This is a genomic window from Pseudomonas sp. SCA2728.1_7, from assembly GCF_018138145.1.
In the GTDB taxonomy this organism is placed as follows: domain Bacteria; phylum Pseudomonadota; class Gammaproteobacteria; order Pseudomonadales; family Pseudomonadaceae; genus Aquipseudomonas; species Aquipseudomonas koreensis_A.
The window spans coordinates 2370183-2390269 of the sequence record NZ_CP073104.1 but is presented as its reverse complement, the minus strand read 5'-3'; the positions used below and the strand labels follow the sequence as shown (position 1 = coordinate 2390269).

The following is a 20087-nucleotide window of genomic DNA, read 5'->3' as shown; positions in this document are numbered from 1 at the left end:
TTGAAGACCTCAACGAGCGGGCGACAACAAGCCGCCTCTCAGAGGTACGCATCAAAGTAAAAAACGGGATTAGCTGATGACAGCGCCTTTCGGGCCACTGGCGATCAGTGCGGCGCCGCAGGCGGTTTTCATGCCGTCCAGTGCGATGGGGGTGCCATCGACGGTGTAGGTGCTGCTGCCCTCGGCAATCGGGAAAATCCCTTTGCACAATGGGCAACTGACCTTGTGACCGACCCCGGCAATCGGCTTGCCGTTTAGGTCGGTCTGGGAGAAGGCTTCGAGGACTTTGCCACCGTGCGTGGTGGAGTCGCCCAAGCGAATTGCGTCTTTCATTGCGTCATTCCTTTGACCGAGGGTGGCTGGCTCTGCGAGCAACCCTGTCGTTCCTGCCTGCGTTCAGCAGGCGTTAGTGCCGATTTGATATCAAAATCCGTGCCAGCCACCATATAGCCACTACGCAGTAAGGGTTTGCGCCGGATGCCTGTGGGATAAATCGATTTTTACTGGGGAAACCGCGTCAAAGTGCGCAAGAAGTTGCGCAGTGCTGTGCAACTTCTTGCGCACTCGGCTACAGGGCCCGTGTGACGTGGGCTGCAGGCGATTGGCGGGTGCTTTTTCGAAGGCAGGTGCGCAAGAAGTTGCGCACTTGGGCGGCTGATCGATTTCTGCCAAATCAATGGCGATTGCACTGACCTCAGCGTGAACAGGCGAAGGTCTGCAGTGGATCTTCAGCAGGTTGTGGGTCTGTTTCGCGGTATCCTGCGCGTTCTGATTACGGACGTTTTTCCATGCTGGTGATTTCCAACAACGTGCATCTGCCGGATGCCGAGATCGAACTGACCGCCATCCGCGCGCAAGGCGCCGGTGGGCAGAACGTCAACAAGGTCTCCAGCGCCATGCACTTGCGCTTTGACATTCCGGCCTCGTCGTTGCCGGAGTTCTACAAGGAGCGGCTGCTGGCGCTGCGTGACAGTCGCATCACCAGCGACGGCGTGTTGATCATCAAGGCGCAGCAATACCGCACGCAGGAAGCCAACCGCGCCGATGCGCTGGAGCGTCTGGTCGAGCTGATTCTCAGCGCGACCAAAGTCGAAAAGAAACGCCGTCCGACCAAACCGACCCTCGGCTCAAAGAAGCGCCGACTCGAATCGAAAACCAAGCGCGGCAGTATCAAGGCCGGGCGCGGCAAAGTGGATTTCTAGTCTTCGCGATACTTGGCGGTGTGCTTGTACAGATACACGCTCAGTGCCAATCCGCTTAGCGAGGCGAGGGCAGCGAAGAGGAAGATCGAGGCAAAACCGAATCCCGCGGCAATCGCCCCGGCCAATGGCCCGGTGATCCCCAGCGACAAGTCGATGAACAGCGAGTAAGCGCCGACGGCTGCGCCGCGACTGGAGGCGGGCACCAGATTCACCGCTTCCACGCCCAGCGCCGGGAACACCAGCGAGAAACCAAACCCGCTCAACGCCGCTCCGGCCAGCGCCCAATGTGCGTCCGGCGCCAGCCACAACAGCAGCAGACCAAGGGTTTCCACCGACAGACAGGCAATCGCCACACGAAAGCCGCCGAGGCGGTTGATCAGGTTGCCAAACAGCAGTCGCGCACCGATGAAGCTGGCGCCGAACAGGCTCAGGCACAGTACGGCGTTGTCCCAATGCTGGGTCGCGTAATACAGGGTGATGAAGGTGGCAATGGTGCCGAAGCCGATCGAACCCAGCGCCAAGCCACAACCGTGGGGAAACACTTTGCCGAGCACATGCATGAACGGCAGGCGTTCGCCGGCGACAATCGGTGCCGGCGTTTTTGGCCAGGCGAGCAACAGGCCCAGGGCGGCGAGCAGGATGATGCTGACGCCCATGCTCCACAGACCCAACTGGCCGACCAGCCACACACCGAACGGGGCGCCGACCGCCAGTGCGCCGTAACTGGCGATGCCGTTCCAGGAAATCACCTTGGCGGTGTTTGCTGCGCCGACCCGGCCAATGCCCCAGCCGATCGAGCCGGAGCCGACAAGGCTTTCCGCGCTGCCCAGTACCAGACGGCCGATCAACAGACTGATCAAACTGAGCATCGGCATGCTCGGTGTCCACGCCGAAATCAGCATGAACACACCGCTCAAACCACACCCGGCGAGGCCAATCATCACCGCGCGTTTGCTGCCTTGGTTGTCGATGATCTTGCTGGCATACGGGCGGCTGAGCAGGGTGGCGAGGTATTGCACGCTGATCACCAGACCGGCAATCACCGCACCAAAGCCCAGATCACTGTGCACATAACCCGGCAACACCGCGAGCGGAATGCCGATGTTCAGGTAACCGATAAAGGTGAAGAGGACGATGGAAACGACTTGCAGCGTAACCGCCAGGGGGCGCTGGGGTTCTGGCATAGAGGATGACATGGGTAACGATCCACGGGAGCGGCAGATTAGATAGGCTGCTTATGATACCGGCGCGGACGGATCTGGGGCGGGAAAAGTAAAACTATTTGCCGGGTGGGTGTTTCAGGATTTGGCCGGGGCAACCAGTTGTGTGGTGACCAGCGCCGCCAGGGCATTTTCTTCGCTGCCGAAACGGGCGAGCAGGGCGGCTTGTTTCTCGGGCGAGAGACGGTTCCAGATCTCGATCATTTTCTCGGTGGCGCCGATCAGGACGGCAGCTTGGCTTTCGGAGAATTCGTCGGTCATGGCGGGCTCGGGTTTCAGGCAGTGTGGAAAGCGCATGTTAGCGCTTTCCACACGGTCTGTACGACGGGTCTTACTCTTCGTTGTCGGCCGGGCGGCTCTCAACGGCTTCTTTCGGTTCGGGCTGCCCCGCGCCGGCTTGTTGCGTGGTCGTCTGCTCAGGTACGTGCAGGCTTGGGAAGGGGAGATTAGGAATCTCGTGCATGGTTGCGCTCCTCGCTAAGTCTGTTGATAGATCTGGTAGATCCGCGCTTCTTGAAAGCCTGCGCAGGATACAGCAGGAAAAATGACAATCAGACTTTTAATTCAAATTAATGCGACAGATGGCCGCAGGGAAGGGCAAAACCCAAAGGTCACCACAAAACAAATGTAGGAGTGAGCCTGCTCGCGATAGCGGTGTATCAGTCAACTAAGATGCTGGCTGATACACCGCTATCGCGAGCAGGCTCACTCCTACAGGGGTATTGCGGTGTTACTTGCTGACGTCGGCGATGGCTTGTGCCAGCAGGGCGAGGCGCGTAGCGTCGATACCGGCGACGTTCGCCCGGCCCGAGCTGACCATGTACACGCTGTGATGCTCGCGCAGTTGCTTCACTTGCTCCGGCGACAGGCCGGTGTAAGAGAACATGCCGCGCTGCACACCAATGTGTGCAAAACGCTCGCGCAGGCCATGCGGTTCCAGTGCTTCAACCAAGCCGCTGCGCAGTTGCGCAATCCGCAGGCGCATCGCTTCCACTTCATCGGCCCAGCGCGCTTTCAGTTCTGGATCGGCGAGGATGGTCGCGACCACCGCAGCACCGTGATCCGGCGGCGTCGACCACAGGTTGCGGGCGATGTTGGCCAGTTGGCTGCGGATGTCGATGAGCTTGTCGGCGGTTTTCGCGCAGACGATCAGCGCACCAGTGCGGTCGCGGTACAGGCCGAAGTTCTTCGAGCAGGAACTGGTGATCAGCAGCTCAGGCACCTCGGCCGCGAACAAGCGGGTCGACCACGCATCCTGCTCCAGACCGTCGCCAAAACCCTGGTAGGCAAAGTCGATCAGCGGCAGCAGATTGCGCGCGCGCACCACATCGAGCACGCGCTGCCAGTCGTCATGGCTCAAGTCAAAACCGGTCGGGTTGTGGCAGCACGCGTGGAGCAGCACCACATCACCTTTCGGTACTTCGTTGAGCACCGCGAGCATGGCGTCGACGTCGAGGCGGTTGTCACTGCCCACGTATGGGTAGTGACTGACCTTGACCCCGGCCGTCGCGAAAATGGTTTCGTGGATCGGCCAGGTCGGGTTGCTCAGCCACACGCCTTTGCCCGGCAGGCACTGAGCAATGAAGTCAGCCGCCAGACGCAGGGCACCGGTGCCGCCCGGGGTCTGGGTGGCGCCGGCGCGCTGTTCGGCGATCAGCTTCGAGTCGGCGCCGAGCACCAACTCGTTGATGACTTTGCCGAACAGCGGGTTGCCGTGGCCGCCGATGTAAGTCTTGGTGTCCTGGCTTTCGACCAGTCGCGATTCGGCGATTTTCACCGCTTCCGGGATCGGCGTCAGGCCCTGGGCATCCTTGTAGACGCCAACGCCCAGGTCGAATTTGCGCGGATTGCTGTCCTGCGCATACGCCTCCATCAAACCGAGGATCGGGTCGCCGGGTACCCGGCCGATGGCGTCGAAATGCATTACTTGCGTCCTTCTGCAGTCTTGGCCACTTCGTCAGTGCGCGCGGCCATGATGAAGTCGTTGCGGTGCAGGCCTTTGATCGAGTGGCTCCACCAGGTCACGGTGACTTTGCCCCACTCGGTGAGCAGGCCCGGGTGATGACCTTCGGCCTCGGAGATCTCGCCGACCGCGTTGGTGAAGGCCAGCGCGTACTTGAAGTTCTTGAACAGGAAGACCTTCTCCAGTTGCATGATGCTGTCGCGTACTTCGATGTTCCAGTCAGGGATCTGCTTGATCAGGATCGGCAGTTCTTCGTCGCTGACTTGTGGTGCATCGGCGCGGCAGGCTTCGCAGTGGGCTTGGTTCAAAGTGGACATGGTGTATTCCTGAAATCGAGTGTGTTTTTTTTATAAAGGCTTCTGAGTCGTCAATGCCGTCACGCTAAACCAAAGTGGCGGCGACTGACAGGCTCAATTGTCAGCAAAAGTCGCGGTTCACGCGGCTTTGGGTTTCGGCGGAAATTTCGGTGCGTGCAGACCCAGCTGCATGCCTTGGCGAACCATGGCCATGATGTCTTCATGGGCCACGTCGAACAGGCGCTTGAGGTTCGGCAGGACAAAGTACAGCGGTTGCAGGATGTCGATGCGATACGGCGTGCGCATGGCTTCGAGCGGGTCGAAGGCCTGATGTTCAGGCTCGTCCGACAGCGAATAAACGGTTTCTTTCGGCGAGGACAGGATGCCGCCACCGTAGATGCGTTTGCCTTGCGGAGTGTCGACCAGGCCGAACTCGATGGTCATCCAGTACAGACGCGCCAGATAAACGCGTTCTTCCTTGGTGGCCTGTAGGCCGAGCTTGCCGTAGGTGTGGGTGAATTCGGCGAAGTACGGGTTGGTCAGCAGCGGGCAGTGACCAAAGATCTCGTGGAAAATATCCGGCTCTTGCAGGTAGTCCAGCTCTTCGCGGGTACGAATAAAGGTCGCGACCGGAAATTGCTTGCTGGCCAGCAGTTCAAAAAACGTCTGGAAGGGAATCAGTGCCGGAACGCGGGCGACCTGCCAACCGGTGGTCTCGCCGAGCACCTTGTTGATCTCGCCGAGTTGCGGAATGCGGTCGTGGGGCAGTCCGAGTTTTTCGATACCGTCCAGGTACTCCTGGCAGGCACGCCCTTCAATCACTTTCAACTGGCGAGTGATCAGCGTGTTCCACACCGCGTGTTCTTCGGCGGGGTAGTCGATAAAACCTTGCGCATCGGGCTCGCGGGCCACGTATTGCGTCTGCTTCATACTGCTCTCCTGCTAGGGGAATTCGTTCTTGTTATGTCCAGCGATGGATTCAGAATTACCTGAGAGCGGATTGATGTGCAGCAGGTTGAATGGCCTGTGCGTAGGAAATTTCTCTGTAATTCGTAAAGTTATCGTTACGGTTTGGCGGATATCTCGCGTTTGCAGTGATTCATGGGTTTGAAAAGGCGGTTGGCTGTCACATAATCTTGACAACTATCTGCGTGCCGCCACAGAAAAGTCTGGCGCGGTCCCCCTGTAGGAGTGAGCCTGCTCGCGATAGCGGTGTATCAGTCAGCATCAATATCAACTGACCCAAAGCCATCGCGAGCAGGCTCACTCCTACAGGTTTCTCATCGTTTATTCGGGCGATTTATATGCGCATCAAAGTCCACTGCCAGAACCGCATCGGCATCCTGCGCGACATCCTCAACCTGCTGGTGGCCTACGGCATTAACGTCGCGCGCGGTGAGGTCGGTGGCGAGCACGGCAATGCGATCTACCTGCACTGCCCGAATCTGATCAATATCCAGTTCCAGGCGCTGCGACCGAAATTCGAGGCGATCGCTGGGGTGTTCGGCGTCAAGCGGGTAGGGCTGATGCCCAGCGAGCGCCGGCACATGGAGCTGAACGCCTTGCTCGGCGCGCTGGAGTTTCCGGTGCTGTCGATCGACATGGGTGGCTCGATCGTCGCCGCCAACCGCGCGGCGGCGCAGTTGCTCGGTGTGCGCGTCGATGAAGTGCCGGGGATTCCGCTGTCGCGCTACGCCGAGGATTTCGACTTGCCAGAGCTGGTGCGCGCCAACAAATCGCGAATCAACGGCATGCGGGTCAAGGTTAAGGGCGACGTCTTTCTCGCCGATATCGCGCCGCTGCAATCGGAGCATGACGACAGCGAAGCCATGGCTGGCGCGGTGCTGACCTTGCATCGCGCCGACCGCGTAGGCGAGCGCATCTACAACGTGCGCAAGCAGGAGCTGCGTGGCTTCGACAGCATCTTCCAGAGCTCCAAAGTCATGGCCGCCGTGGTGCGTGAAGCGCGGCGTATGGCCCCGCTCGATGCACCGCTGTTGATTGAAGGCGAAACCGGCACCGGCAAGGAATTGCTCGCGCGTGCTTGCCACCTCGCCAGCCCGCGCGGGCAGTCGCCGCTGATGGCGCTCAACTGCGCAGGCCTGCCTGAGTCGATGGCCGAGACCGAGCTGTTCGGCTACGGCCCCGGCGCTTTTGAAGGGGCGCGGGCCGAAGGCAAGCTCGGCCTGCTGGAGCTGACGGCGGGCGGCACGCTGTTTCTCGATGGTGTTGGCGAAATGAGCCCGCGCTTGCAGGTGAAGTTGCTGCGCTTTCTACAGGACGGTTGTTTCCGTCGCGTTGGCAGTGATGAAGAGGTTTACCTGGATGTGCGGGTGATCTGCGCCACGCAGGTCGACTTGTCGGAGCTGTGCGCGCGGGGCGAGTTTCGCCAGGATTTGTATCACCGCTTGAACGTGCTCTCCCTGCATATCCCGCCGTTGCGCGAATGCCTCGACGGACTGACGCCGCTGGTCGAGCACTTTCTCGATCAGGCCAGTCGGCAGATCGGTTGCTCGCTGCCGAAACTGGCACCGGCAGCGATGGATCGGCTCAGTCATTACCACTGGCCGGGCAACGTGCGGCAACTGGAGAACGTGCTGTTCCAGGCGGTTTCCCTGTGCGATGGCGGCACGGTGAAGGCCGAGCATATTCGGCTGCCGGATTACGGCGTGCGTCAGCCACTTGGCGATTTTTCGCTGGAGGGGGGGCTGGACGAGATTGTTGGCCGCTTCGAGAAAGCGGTGCTGGAGCGGTTGTATTCCGAGCATCCGAGCAGTCGGCAGTTGGGTAAGCGGTTGGGGGTTTCGCACACCACCATTGCCAACAAGCTGCGTGAATATGAAGTCGGCAAAACCGAGTCGTAGCCCAAACATGTGTGGGTAGTGATGGCCTCTTCGCGAGCAGGCTCGCTCCCACATTTGAAATGCATTCCCCTGTGGGAGCGAGCCTGCTCGCGAAAGCGATAGTCCAGGCAACACCAGCGCCAGACATTGCCACCTACCGGCATAACACCGCCGGTTTTTCGTCTTCGATACATTTCAGATTTCCCCTCATCACTCCCCAAGTCCTTTGTTTACCGGGTCTTTGTGCGCCAGAAAAAAGTTGGTCTGCAAATTGCTTATGGCTCAGCAGTACAGCGGTGGGCGGCAAACGTCCGGCATGCAGAGGAAAGAGTGTGGACAAGTACCTTTATGTGGCAATGACCGGCGCCAGCCAGAACGCACTGGCGCAGAAGGCTCATGCCAACAACCTGGCGAACATCTCCACCAACGGTTTTCAGCGCGACCTGGAGCAGGCGCGTTCGATGCCGGTGTTCGGTGACAGCTTTCCGGCGCGTGCGTTTGCCATGAGCGAACGGCCCGCCACTGATTTCACCCCAGGCTCGCTGGTGCAGACCGGTCGTGACCTCGACGTCGCGGTGACCGGCAACGGTTTCATTGCCGTGCAGAACCCGAACGGCGGCGAAAGCTACGTGCGCACTGGCAGCCTCAACGTTGACGCCCTCGGCGTGCTGCGCGCCGGCAACGGCATGCCGGTGATCGGCAATGGCGGCCCGATCGCCGTGCCGCCCGAGCAGCAGATTGAAGTCGGTGAAGACGGCACCATCAGTATTCGTGCAATGGGCGAAGGCCCGCGCGTCATGGCGGAAGTCGACCGGATCAAACTGGTCAACCCGGACATCAAGAACATGAACAAGGGCCTCGACGGCTCGATCTACACCAAGGACGGCCAGCCGGCGCCGGCCGATGCCAACGTCAAACTGGTGTCGGGTTTCCTTGAGTCGAGCAACGTCAACGCCGTTGAAGAGATGACCTCGGTGCTGGCCTTGGCCAAGCAGTTCGAGTTGCACGTCAAGATGATGAACACCGCCAAAGACGACGACCAGGCCATGGCTCGGGTCTTGCAGATCAGCTAATTATCAGAACGTCGCGCCGAAAAACAGGCGCACGAGGAGAATCGAATGCTTCCGGCTCTATGGGTTGCCAAAACCGGTCTGTCCGCCCAGGACACCAACCTGACCACCATTTCCAACAACCTGGCGAACGTGTCGACCACGGGTTTCAAACGTGATCGCGCCGAGTTCCAGGACTTGCTCTATCAGATCAAGCGTCAGCCAGGCGCTCAGTCGACCCAGGACAGCGAACTGCCGTCGGGTCTGCAACTGGGTACTGGTGTGCGCATCGTCGGCACCCAGAAAAACTTCACCGCCGGCAGCCTGCAAACCACCGAGCAGCCGCTGGACATGGCCATCGACGGTCGCGGTTTCTTCCAGATTCTGCAGCCGGACGGCACCACGTCCTACACCCGTGACGGTACCTTCCACCTCGATTCCAACGGCCAGATCGTTAACGCCAGCGGTTTCGCTCTGGAACCGGCCATCGTCATTCCGAACGATGCCCAGACCTTCACTGTCGGCCGTGACGGCACCGTGTCCATCACGGTTGCTGGCAACGCTGCGTCGCAGGTGATCGGCAACCTGCAAACCGCCGACTTCATCAACCCGGCCGGTCTGCAAGCCGTGGGCAACAACCTGTTCCTGGAAACTGCCGCTTCCGGCGCGCCGCAAGTCGGCACCCCGGGTCTGGCCGGTTTCGGTACCACCCTGCAGAACACCCTGGAAACCTCCAACGTCAGCACTGTTGAAGAGATGGTCAACATGATCACCACTCAGCGCGCTTACGAGATGAACTCCAAGGTGATCTCCACCGCTGACCAGATGCTCTCGTTCGTAACGCAGAATCTGTAATCAAGTCTATGAGGCGGCCATGAGGTCGCCTGCAACACCGTGAGGTAGGGTCATGAATCGCTTTGTATCTGTTCTGGCATTGAGTGGGGTCGTCTCGCTCGCGGGCTGCGTCGCCCCGACGCCCAAGCCCAATGACCCTTACTACGCCCCGGTGTTGCCGCGCACGCCGTTGCCGGCTGCGGCCAACAACGGCTCGATCTATCAGGCCGGCTTCGAGCAGAACCTGTACAGCGACCGCAAGGCTTTCCGTGTCGGTGACATCATCACCATCACCCTGAACGAGCGCACACAGGCGAGCAAGAACGCCAACTCGCAAATGGACAAGAACAGCGATAACAAGGTCGGTCTGACCTCGTTGTTCGGCTCCAGCCTGACCACCAACAACCCGATCGGCGGCAACGACCTGAGTCTGAACGCCGGCTACAGTGCCGACCGCTCGACCAAGGGCGACGCCAAGTCCGGGCAGAGCAACAGCCTGACCGGTTCGATCACCGTGACCGTCGCTGACGTGCTGCCCAACGGCATCATCGCCGTGCGTGGCGAGAAGTGGCTGACGCTGAACACCGGTGACGAACTGGTGCGCATCGCCGGCCTGGTACGCGCCGATGACATCGCCACGGACAACACTGTGTCGTCGACCCGGGTCGCCGATGCACGCATCACCTACTCGGGTACCGGCGCGTTTGCCGATACGAGTCAGCCAGGCTGGTTCGACCGTTTCTTCCTCAGCCCGCTGTTCCCTTTCTAGGTGGCTACGTTGAATTTCAAGAGCCTCATGCTGGCTGCGGCGCTGATGTCCGCAGCCTTTGGTGCCCACGCCGAGCGGCTGAAAGATATCGCCAGCATTTCCGGCGTGCGTTCCAACCAGTTGATCGGTTACGGCCTGGTGGTCGGGCTTAACGGCACCGGTGACCAGACGACGCAAACCCCGTTCACCCTGCAGACCTTCAACAACATGCTCTCGCAGTTCGGCATCAAGGTGCCGCCGGGATCGGGCAACGTGCAGTTGAAAAACGTCGCGGCAGTGTCGATCAGTGCTGACTTGCCGGCGTTCGCCAAGCCGGGTCAGCAGGTCGACATCACGGTCTCCTCGATCGGTAACTCCAAGAGCCTGCGCGGCGGCACACTGCTGCTGACCCCGCTCAAGGGTATCGACGGCAACGTCTACGCGGTCGCTCAGGGCAACCTGGTGGTTGGCGGTTTCGACGCCGAGGGCCGTGACGGTTCGAAGATCACCGTCAACGTTCCGTCGGCCGGTCGCATCCCTGGCGGTGCTTCGGTGGAGCGTTCGGTGCCGAGCGGTTTCAATCAGGGCAACAGCCTGACGCTGAACCTCAACCGTTCCGACTTCACCACGGCCAAACGTATCGTCGACAAGATCAATGACATGCTCGGCCCTGGCGTTGCGCAAGCCATCGACGGCGGTTCGATCCGCGTTACCGCGCCGCTCGATCCGAGCCAGCGCGTCGACTACTTGTCGATCCTGGAAAACCTTGAAGTCGACCCGGGTCAGGCGGTGGCGAAAGTCATCATCAACTCGCGCACCGGCACCATCGTTATCGGCCAGAACGTGAAAGTGTCGCCAGCCGCCGTGACCCACGGCAGCCTGACCGTGACCATCACCGAAGACCCGATCGTCAGCCAGCCCGGCCCTCTGTCCAATGGTCAGACGGCTGTCGTGCCGCGCTCGCGGGTGAATGCCGAGCAGGAAGCCAAACCGATGTTCAAGTTCGGCCCGGGTACCACCCTCGACGAGATCGTGCGGGCGGTGAATCAGGTTGGCGCGGCACCGGGTGACTTGATGGCGATCCTCGAAGCCTTGAAGCAGGCCGGCGCGTTGCAAGCCGACCTGATCGTGATCTGAGGCCGACCCTTATGGATATGCGCAAAAGTGGTCTGGTCAGCAGCAGCGATTCGGGTTCCTACTCGGACCTCAATCGCCTGAACCAACTCAAGGTCGGCGACAAGAACAGCGATGCGAACCTGCGCAAAGTGGCGCAGGAATTCGAATCGCTGTTCCTCGGCGAGATGCTCAAGTCGATGCGCTCGGCGACCAACGCCTTGGGTGAAGACAATCCGCTGAACACGCCGGCGGCCAAGCAGTATCAGGAAATGTACGACCAGCAACTGGCCGTTTCCATGTCCCGTGAGGGTGGTGGTATCGGTCTGGCCGACGTGCTGATGCGCCAGATGTCGAAGAACAAACCGCTGGCACCGGGTGAGGCTGCGGCCGCGTCCGCTGCCAAGCAGGAAGAGGCCAAGGCGAAAGCTGCGGCCGTGGTCACACCGGTTGCCGCTGGCACCGTTGCTACCAACGGCCCGTTGTCGCGTCTCAATGGCGAGCGCCCGTTGTGGGCATCGCGTTCGGTGAACGCGCCGAACACGCAACTCGCTCATCGCAATGACATGGAAATGATCAACCAGCGTCGTCTGGCCTTGCCACCGAAACTGGCCGATCGTTTGCTTGCCGGGCTGGTGCCCTCAGCTACGCCGGCAGCCGCCACGCAGTTGCCGCCGTGCGCGACCGCCGCCACCACCACCGGCGCCGGCCCGTTGTACAACGGCGACTGGCTGGCGCGCGCCGAGGGCGAAAAAGCCTCTGGCGCACAGATGCAGGTCTACGGTCGCGCCATGGCGCAGATTCCGCTGGCACCGGCGAAAAAAGCCTTCAGTTCCGCCGACGAATTCGTCAACACCATGCTGCCGATGGCCAAGGAAGCGGCCGACCGTATCGGCGTCGATCCGCGTTATCTGGTGGCGCAAGCGGCGCTGGAAACCGGTTGGGGCAAGTCGGTCATGCGTGCCCAGGATGGCAGTAGCAGCCACAACCTGTTCGGCATCAAGGCGAGCAGCAACTGGAAGGGCGATTCGGCCCGGGCGATCACCAGCGAGTTCCGCAATGGCGAGATGGTCAAGGAGACGGCCGAGTTCCGTTCCTACGCCTCGTACAAGGACAGCTTCCACGATCTGGTGACTTTGCTGCAGTCCAATAATCGCTATCAAGATGTCGTGAAGTCTGCCGATAACCCAGAACAGTTTGTACGCGAGTTGCAAAAGGCCGGTTACGCAACCGACCCGAACTACGCAAGCAAGATTTCGCAGATTGCCAAGCAGATGAACAGTTTCCAAAACTACGCTGCGGCGGGTGTCTCCACCACGCCTTTATAAGGCACAAGGTATAAGGTCTGAACCATGAGTTTGCTCAATATCGGGATGTCGGGACTGACGGCCAGCCAGTCCTCTTTGGCTACGACAGGCAACAACATTGCCAACGTCGACACCGCCGGTTATTCACGCCAGCAAACCGTGCAGGGCACCAAATCCTCGCAGCAGTACGGCACCGTGTTTATCGGCACCGGCACGACCCTGGCTGACGTTCGCCGGGTCTACAACTCTTACCTGGAATCCCAGCTGCACACGGCAACTTCGCTCAACAGCGAAGCAGCGTCGTACCTCGCGCAGGCGACGCCGCTGGACTCCACGTTGTCCGACACCAACACCGGCCTGACCGGTGTGCTGCAAAAGTTCTTCACGACGATGCAGGGCGTGTCGACGTCTGCGACCGATGACACCTCGCGTCAATCGGTGCTGACCGGTGCGCAAGCGCTGACCAGCCGCTTCAACTCCATCGCCAAACAGCTCAACGACCAGAACACCACCATCAACGGCAGCCTTGGCGACATGGCAGCCCAGGTGAACAAACTGGCCACCTCGATTGCCAACCTGAACCAGAAGATCGGCGAGATCTCCACCAGCGGTGGTGCGCCGAACGATTTGCTCGACAGCCGTAACGAAGCGGTACGCCAGTTGTCCGAGCTGACCGGCGCGCAGGTCGTCGAGCGCGGCAGCAGCTTCGACATCTACGTCGGTAGCGGCCAGCCCCTGGTCATTGGCAACTCCGCCAACTCCCTGAGCACCGTGCCGCTCAAGGATGATCCATCGCGCATGGGCATCCAGATGGATCGCGGTTCGAGCACCATCGACATCACCTCGGTGATCAGTGGTGGCGAAATCGGCGGCCTGCTGACCTATCGCAAAGAAGTCCTCGATCCGTCGCTCAATGAGCTGGGCCGTGTGGCCCTGGTGATCGCTGATCAGGTCAACAGCCAGCAAGCCCAGGGCATCGACAAGAACGGTGACTTCGGCGCCGCGATTTTCAACAACATCAACAGTGCCGCGCTGATCAGCCAGCGCAGCATCGCGAAGGATGGCAACAGCGCAGGTTCGGGCAACCTCGATGTGACCATCAAGGACAGCGGCAAGCTGACCACCAGCGATTATCAGGTCACGTTCACCAGCGCCACCGACTACTCGGTCAAGCGCTCCGACGGTACCGATCTGGGCACCTTCAGCACCACCACCAATCCACCGCCAGTGATCGACGGTTTCACCCTTGCGCTCAAGGGTGGGGCGTTGAGTGCCGGTGACAGCTTCAAAGTGACGCCGACCCGCAATGCGGCCGCGAGCATCCAGACGGTGCTCACCGATCCGAAGAAAATTGCTGCGGCCGGTCCGTTGACCGGTGTGGCCAGCGCCAACGGTCTGGGCAATTACACCCAGCCGACGCTCAGCTCCAAAATCGATATCTACAACCCGACTGCCCAGGCTGACATGCAGGCGGCGCTGAAAAACTCGACGCCGGTCAAACTGGTGTTTGGTGACGTCACCGGTGGCAGCCAGTCTTACAAATTTGTCGATGCCAAGGGCGGCCTCATCAGCAGCGGCACTATCGTTCCCGGTCAATCGAACACGCTGGACCTGAAAGTCGGCATCGTCGATGCCAGCGGCAACCCGGTACTGGACACCAGCGTCACGCCGAACGTGCAGAAAACCTTCTCGGTGCAGACCACCGTTGGCGGCACGCCGAAGCCGGGCGAAACCTTCACCATGAACCTGACCGGTGCGGCGTCTTCGGACAACCGCAACGCGCAAGCGCTGGTTGGCCTGCAAACTGCGCAGACCGTCGATACCGGTTCGGCGAGCAAGGGCATCAGCCTGACCGACGCCTACAACAAGCTGGTGACCAACGTCGGTACCAAAACCGCTCAAGGCAAGTCCGACAGCACCGCGACCACAGCGATTCTGGATAACGCCAAAGGCGCGCGCGACTCGCTGTCCGGGGTCAACCTGGATGAAGAAACCGGCAACCTGGTCAAATACCAGCAGTACTACACAGCGTCCTCGCAGATCATCAAAGCTGCGCAGGAAACTTTCGCCACGCTGATCAACAGCCTTTAAGGAGTCGTAATTCATGCGCATTTCCACCGCCCAGTATTACGGCACGCAAGCGTCGGACTATCAACGTAACTTCAACAAGGCTGTGGCTACCGCCAGCGAGGCGAGCAGTCTGCAGCGCATCACCAACGCCTCCGATGATCCGATCGGCGCCGGTCGGTTGCTGCAACTGGGCCAACAGGCGGCGATGCTGGATCAGTACAAGACCAACGTCGACACCACCAAGAATTCGTTGAATGTGCAGGAGTCCACGCTGGATTCCATCACCACCGCACTAGCGCGTGCCAAGGAACTCGCCCTGGCCGCCAACACCGGCACGCGTACCGACAAGGATCGCCAGGCTTACGCTGCGGAACTGAGTCAGATCCAGCAACAAGTGCTGGGCCTGATGAACTCCAAGGATGCCAACGGCAACTACATGTTCTCCGGTTCGAAGACCGATACCGCGCCGTACTCGCAGAATGCCGACGGCACTTACACCTACAACGGTGACCAGACCACGATCAACCTGGGCATCGGCGACGGTATGACGGTCGGTACCAACACCACCGGTTGGGATGCCTTTCAGCAGACCATCAACACCGGCCGCACCAGCACCAACATGACGGCTCCGGCAGTGGATGACGGCCGTGTCGTGCTGTCCAGCGGTACCGTTGGCAATGTTGCCACGTACAACTCCAAGTTCTCCGGTGGTCAGCCGTACACCGTCAGCTTCGTCAGCAGCACCCAGCTGCAAATTACCGACGCGCTGGGTAACGACGTGACGGCCGAAGCCAGCCAGAATGGCGCGATCGTCAACACCACCGGCACCAACCAGACGGTCAGTTTCCGTGGTGTCGACCTGAAGCTGAACATCAACCTGAAAGCGGGTGACACCAACCCGGACGCGGTCATTGCCGGACACAGCTTCCAGTTGTCGACCCAGCCGGATTCGTTCACCACCGCGCGCAGCCCGGGTAACCCGTCTACTGCGGTGATTACCGGTTCGACCATCACCGACCAGTCGGCCTATACAAACGCCTTCCCGCAAGGCGGCGCGGTGCTCAAGTTCACCAGCGCCACGGCGTTCGATCTGTATGCGGCGCCAGTCACTGCGGACAGCAAACCCGTGTCGTCCGGCACCGTGGCTGGCGGCAACGCGACCGCTGCGGGCGTGACTTTCGCGCTGGGCAACACGCCGGCCGCTGGCGATCAGTTCTCGATCCAGCCGAACAATCACCAGACCCAGAACGTGCTCGACACGCTGGGCCAGATGATTACGGCGTTGAATATGCCGATCGACGGTGATGATGTTGCCAAGCAGAAGTTTCAGGGGGTCATGGAGTCGGGTCTCGGCAACATCGACGCCGCCACCAACCAGATTGGCGCTTCTGTCACCACCATTGGTGCCCGTGGCCAGGCGCTGGAGATGCAAACCGCGACCAACCAGAGCCTGAGCACGGCGAACACCACGACCCAAGGCTCGATCCGTGATTCGGATCCCGCCGAAGTCATGACCCGCCTGACCCTGCAGCAGACCATGCTGCAAGCCGCGCAGTTGGCGTTCAGCAAGATCAGCCAGTTGGGTCTGTTCAACAAGATCTGACGGTTAACGGGCGTGTGAGCGCCCGTTTGCTCTATCCCTCAAGTAATGTTTTTTGCGGTTTCAAGGGCTCGCTTTACCGAGCGGGCTCGTACCGCCTGTGAGCCCGCCGTGAATTCACTCCCTCTCGTCAGCCTTGTCATTCCCGCCTTCAATCCACGCTTTTTCGAGCGTGCGTTGCGCAGCGCCGTCGGCCAAGGCTATGGCCATCTGGAAATCATCGTTTGCGATGACAGTCGTGGCATCGAGATTGAAACCATCGTCTCGAATGTCGGCGAGGAGACCGGCGTCGCCGTGCGTTATGTACGCAACCCGCGCACGTTGGGACTGGTCGGCAACCTGAAAGCCTGCCTGGATCAGGCGCAGGGCGAATTCATCAAGTTTCTGTGTGACGATGATCTGCTCTATTCCGCCTGTATCGAGCAGCAGGCGCAGGAGATGCGCCGCGCTGAGGTCAGTCTGGTGCTGGCCCAGCGACTGCTCTGGGACGCGAACGACATCATCCTGCCTGCGCGTCTGGAAAACACTTCGCTGTCGCCGGTCAGTGGCCTGTTCAAGGGTGACGATCTACTGGCGATATTCGAAAAATTCCCGGTCAACGTTCTCGGCGGATTCAGCAACGCGCTGTTTCGCCGCGCGGACGTCGCCGAGCTGCTGCCGGCATTGACCGAGGAGGGCGGCTGTTTCGTCGCGAGCCTGGATTTCGCCTTGTATATCTGCCTGCTGCGCCGCGGCAACCTGGCGGTGTCGAACAATGTACTGAGCGCCGAGCGCCTTTATCCGGAGCGGCTGAGTGCGCAACAACCGATGAAGGACGCGATGGACGTCGAGCGCGAGTGGCTCTCGCAAATGCTCAAAGTCCGCAACGGTGAGTCGGCGCCGGCGCCAGGCTGGGTGCGCTACATCCCGCTGGCAAAGGCTGATGAGTCGCCAAGGGTTTGGGATGAGCTGCCGTTGAGTCGCACCCTGGGTTCCCGGCAGAGCCGCCAGGAGTGTGGCGTCGGGGTGGATAGCCTGAGTTTCGGCGAACTCTATGCGCAATGGCTGGAGTGCCGGGTGCTGACCGAAGGGCAGCGCAAGATGCTGCCGGAAACCATCGCCGGTTGGTCGCACCAGCCGCGAATCGTACCGGTCATCATCGACGACAAAGGCAGTCGCGCTGGTGTAGAGCGTACGCTGGAGGCCCTCGCCAATCAGGATTACCCGGCGGAACTGGTGCTGGTACTGTCCGCCTCCTGCTCCGAAGCGGAGCTGGATGGCCGTGTGTTTCGACTGCCGCTGCAAGACGACGGGCTGGAGCAGCTCAACACCTTGCTGCCGCAACTGGAAGGCGCCGACTGGTTCTACCTGCTGCAACCCGGTGATCGCCCGGTGGCTACGGCGTTGCTGATCATGGCTGACCGGATCGCGCATTCGCGGACTTTCACTTGCCTGTACAGCGACGAAGGCAGTCTGCGCAATGGCGAGTCGGCAGAGCCTGCGTTCAAGCCGGATTTCAACCTCGACCTCATGCGCAGCTACCCCTACGTCGGGCGGGCGCTGGCGTTCAAGCGCGAGCGGGTTCTGGAGTTGGGAGGGCTGGCGTCTGACTTTGCCCAACTGGCGCCTCACGACCTGCTCTGGCGGATGGTCGAGAACGACGGCACTCAGGTGGTCGGGCATATCGCCGAAGTGTTGCTCGAATCGAAATTCGATCTGTCCCAATGGCTCACCGATGCAGGTGTGCTGGAACAGAATCCACGGCTGCTCGATGCGCATCTGCAGCGTTTGGGGATTGCCTACGAGACCCGGCGTGAGGGCCGTGAGCTGCTCAATCGGGTCGACTATCGTCACGCCCGCCGCCCGTTGGTCTCGGTGATCATAGTCGCTCAGGATCAGACGGCAGCCTTGCAGCGTTGTGTCGAAACGCTGCTGGAAAAAACCGCTTACACCGAGTACGAAATTCTCCTCGTCGATAGCGGTAGCGAAACCGCCGAGGCGCGGGCCTGGCTCGACGGCATGGGACAGTTGGGCGGTGAGCGGATTCGTGTGTTGCGCTGCCTGCAAAAGCACAACCCTGCCGCCATTCACAACTTTGCCGTGAGCCAGGCGCGTGGCGAGTACGTGTTGCTGCTCAACGCTTTTGCGGTGATCACTCAAGCCGATTGGCTCGACGAATTGCTCAATCATGCGCAGCGCCCGGAAGTCGGAGTGGTCGGCGCCAAGTTGTTCGATCCGGACGGCGGGATCTTGCATGCCGGCCTGATTCTCGGTTTGCAGGGGCCGGCCGGGCTGCCGTTCCTGGGGCAACCGATGCAGTCGGAGGGCTATATGTTCCGACTGCAGGCGGTGCAGGATCTGAGCGCCGTCGGCGGTGACTGCCTGATGGTTCGCAAGTCGGTCTTCGAGGAGGTCGCGGGGCTCGACGAACAGGACTTGAAGATCGCGTACAACGTCGTGGATCTGTGCCTGCGTATCGGCCGCGAAGGTTACCTGGTGGTGTGGAATCCGCATGCCAGGCTGGCGCTGGGCACACGCCCGAGCGCCGTGGCAACGAGCGAAGAGCAACAACAGCACGAGCGCGAGCAGGATACTTTTTACCAGCGCTGGTTGCCGCTGATTGCGCGCGATCCGGCCTACAACGTCAACCTTGCGCTACAGGGGATCGGGGCCACCAACTTCAGTCTCGAACCGGGTCTGCTGAGCGGCTGGCGTGCGTTTTCCAAGTCGAGTCTGCCCAACGTGCTCGTGGTACCGATCAACGCTTCTGCCATCGGCCATTACCGCATGAGTCAGCCGATGCTCGAGCTGGAGGCGGCCAACCGGGTCGAAGGGCGCATCTGTTACGGCTTGCCGTCGATCGTCGACATCGAGCGTCAGGCGCCCGACGTGATTGTGCTGCAGGGGCGCTACTCGGAGCACGCCATCGATGAAATCCCGCCCCTGAAGAAGTATTTCAGCGCCCGGCGTATTTTCGAACTGGATGACTATGTCATCGACGTTCCTCATCGCAATGCCCACATCCGCAACATGCCGAACAAGCAGGACATGGAGCGCATGGTGCGTCGAGCGATCGGCCTCTGCGATCGGGTGGTGGTGTCGACGCAGCCACTGGCCAATGCGCTGTCGGACATGCACCACGACATTCGTGTGGTGCCGAACATGCTCGCCAAAGACCTTTGGAGCAACCTGCGCAGCCAGCGGCGTACGTCGAAAAAGCCACGGGTCGGTTGGGGCGGTGGCACCAGCCACCACGGCGACCTGGCCGTGATCGCCGAGGTGGTTCGCGAGCTGGCCAATGAAGTCGACTGGGTGTTCTTCGGCATGTGCCCGGATGACCTGCGTCCGTACATGCATGAATTCCACGGGGTGATCCCGCTTGACGTATATCCGGCGAAACTGGCCAGCCTCAACCTCGATCTGGCCCTCGCACCGCTGGAGTTCCACATCTTCAACGACTGCAAGAGCAACCTGCGGCTGCTGGAGTACGGCGCTTGCGGCTACCCGGTGATCTGCACTGACACCGAAGCCTATCGCGGCTACCTGCCGTGTACGCGGGTCAAGACCAACACCACCGATGAGTGGCTGCAGGCGATCCGCATGCACCTGGCCGATCCTGATGCCAGTTACCGCATGGGCGACGAGTTGCGTGAGGTGGTGTTGCGCGATTACGTGCTGCGTGGCGATAACCTGCGCTATTGGGAAAATGGCTGGCTGGCGGACTGACCGGTTCCAATCGTTTAAATAGCTCGATGAAAGGGATGAGTCCGGTGACGGATTCATCCTTTTTTTCATGGCCGCACGTACTGCGACACACTGCGCACCGAGCTGGCGCGTTTCCTGCAAGTCCCCCTCAAATCGCC

Annotated in this window: 17 protein-coding genes; 10 read left to right on the top strand and 7 right to left on the bottom strand. The window is 60.6% G+C overall.

What is annotated here, in order from left to right:
* Positions 1 to 69: 69 nt before the first annotated feature.
* Positions 70 to 333: a PAAR domain-containing protein gene (locus tag KBP52_RS10630; RefSeq protein WP_077572604.1), complete on the bottom strand. Its 264-nt coding sequence runs from the start codon at positions 331 to 333 to the stop codon at positions 70 to 72.
* A gap of 455 nt (positions 334 to 788) precedes the next feature.
* Here KBP52_RS10630 and arfB point away from each other — a divergent pair, with 455 nt between their 5' ends.
* Positions 789 to 1202, top strand: a complete 414-nt coding sequence (gene arfB / locus KBP52_RS10625) for an alternative ribosome rescue aminoacyl-tRNA hydrolase ArfB (RefSeq protein ID WP_007920134.1) — start codon at positions 789 to 791, stop codon at positions 1200 to 1202.
* Here arfB and KBP52_RS10620 read toward each other — a convergent pair.
* The 6 genes from KBP52_RS10620 to phhA form a co-directional block, all read right to left on the bottom strand.
* The gene (locus KBP52_RS10620; protein ID WP_212623122.1) at positions 1199 to 2386 is read right to left on the bottom strand and encodes an MFS transporter; all 1188 of its coding nucleotides are present in this window, start codon (positions 2384 to 2386) and stop codon (positions 1199 to 1201) included. The genes arfB and KBP52_RS10620 overlap by 4 nt on opposite strands.
* Positions 2387 to 2500: 114 nt before the next feature.
* Positions 2501 to 2683, bottom strand: a complete 183-nt coding sequence (locus tag KBP52_RS10615; RefSeq protein ID WP_025113527.1) for a hypothetical protein — start codon at positions 2681 to 2683, stop codon at positions 2501 to 2503.
* A 70-nt stretch (positions 2684 to 2753) separates the two neighbouring features.
* Positions 2754 to 2885 carry a hypothetical protein gene (locus KBP52_RS30675; RefSeq protein ID WP_016987951.1) on the bottom strand — a complete coding sequence of 44 codons (132 nt, stop codon included), beginning with the start codon at positions 2883 to 2885 and terminating at the stop codon, positions 2754 to 2756.
* A gap of 267 nt (positions 2886 to 3152) precedes the next feature.
* Positions 3153 to 4346, bottom strand: a complete 1194-nt coding sequence (locus KBP52_RS10610; protein ID WP_212622712.1) for an amino acid aminotransferase — start codon at positions 4344 to 4346, stop codon at positions 3153 to 3155.
* Positions 4346 to 4702 (bottom strand): 4a-hydroxytetrahydrobiopterin dehydratase, encoded by a 357-nt coding sequence (locus KBP52_RS10605; protein WP_212622711.1) that lies wholly within the window; start codon positions 4700 to 4702, stop codon positions 4346 to 4348. The genes KBP52_RS10610 and KBP52_RS10605 overlap by 1 nt, the downstream gene beginning before the upstream one ends.
* 117 nt (positions 4703 to 4819) lie before the next feature.
* Positions 4820 to 5611 carry a phenylalanine 4-monooxygenase gene (gene phhA / locus KBP52_RS10600; protein ID WP_007920123.1) on the bottom strand — a complete coding sequence of 264 codons (792 nt, stop codon included), beginning with the start codon at positions 5609 to 5611 and terminating at the stop codon, positions 4820 to 4822.
* 374 nt (positions 5612 to 5985) lie between these two features.
* Between phhA and KBP52_RS10595 the strand changes: the two genes are divergently transcribed.
* From KBP52_RS10595 to KBP52_RS10555, 9 genes are all read left to right on the top strand, one after another.
* On the top strand, positions 5986 to 7545 hold the full coding sequence (locus KBP52_RS10595) for a sigma-54-dependent transcriptional regulator (protein WP_212622710.1): 1560 nt from the start codon (positions 5986 to 5988) through the stop codon (positions 7543 to 7545).
* A 311-nt stretch (positions 7546 to 7856) separates the two neighbouring features.
* Positions 7857 to 8597 carry a flagellar basal body rod protein FlgF gene (locus tag KBP52_RS10590; RefSeq protein WP_007920119.1) on the top strand — a complete coding sequence of 247 codons (741 nt, stop codon included), beginning with the start codon at positions 7857 to 7859 and terminating at the stop codon, positions 8595 to 8597.
* 45 nt (positions 8598 to 8642) lie between these two features.
* Complete coding sequence (flgG, locus tag KBP52_RS10585; protein WP_007920118.1) at positions 8643 to 9428, top strand: flagellar basal-body rod protein FlgG; 786 nt, start codon at positions 8643 to 8645, stop codon at positions 9426 to 9428.
* 52 nt (positions 9429 to 9480) lie between these two features.
* Positions 9481 to 10176, top strand: coding sequence for a flagellar basal body L-ring protein FlgH (flgH, locus tag KBP52_RS10580; RefSeq protein WP_038363773.1), 696 nt, complete (start codon positions 9481 to 9483; stop codon positions 10174 to 10176).
* Between the two features lie 27 nt (positions 10177 to 10203).
* Positions 10204 to 11292 carry a flagellar basal body P-ring protein FlgI gene (locus tag KBP52_RS10575; RefSeq protein ID WP_176091703.1) on the top strand — a complete coding sequence of 363 codons (1089 nt, stop codon included), beginning with the start codon at positions 10204 to 10206 and terminating at the stop codon, positions 11290 to 11292.
* A gap of 11 nt (positions 11293 to 11303) precedes the next feature.
* On the top strand, positions 11304 to 12596 hold the full coding sequence (gene flgJ / locus KBP52_RS10570; RefSeq protein WP_212622709.1) for a flagellar assembly peptidoglycan hydrolase FlgJ: 1293 nt from the start codon (positions 11304 to 11306) through the stop codon (positions 12594 to 12596).
* Between the two features lie 24 nt (positions 12597 to 12620).
* Complete coding sequence (gene flgK, locus KBP52_RS10565; protein ID WP_077571630.1) at positions 12621 to 14666, top strand: flagellar hook-associated protein FlgK; 2046 nt, start codon at positions 12621 to 12623, stop codon at positions 14664 to 14666.
* Positions 14667 to 14679: 13 nt separating this feature from the next.
* A complete protein-coding gene (locus tag KBP52_RS10560) occupies positions 14680 to 16248 on the top strand; it encodes a flagellar hook-associated protein 3 (protein ID WP_077571631.1) in 1569 nt (522 codons plus the stop codon).
* 108 nt (positions 16249 to 16356) lie between these two features.
* The gene (locus KBP52_RS10555) at positions 16357 to 19950 is read left to right on the top strand and encodes a glycosyltransferase (protein ID WP_212622708.1); all 3594 of its coding nucleotides are present in this window, start codon (positions 16357 to 16359) and stop codon (positions 19948 to 19950) included.
* Positions 19951 to 20087 lie beyond the last annotated feature (137 nt).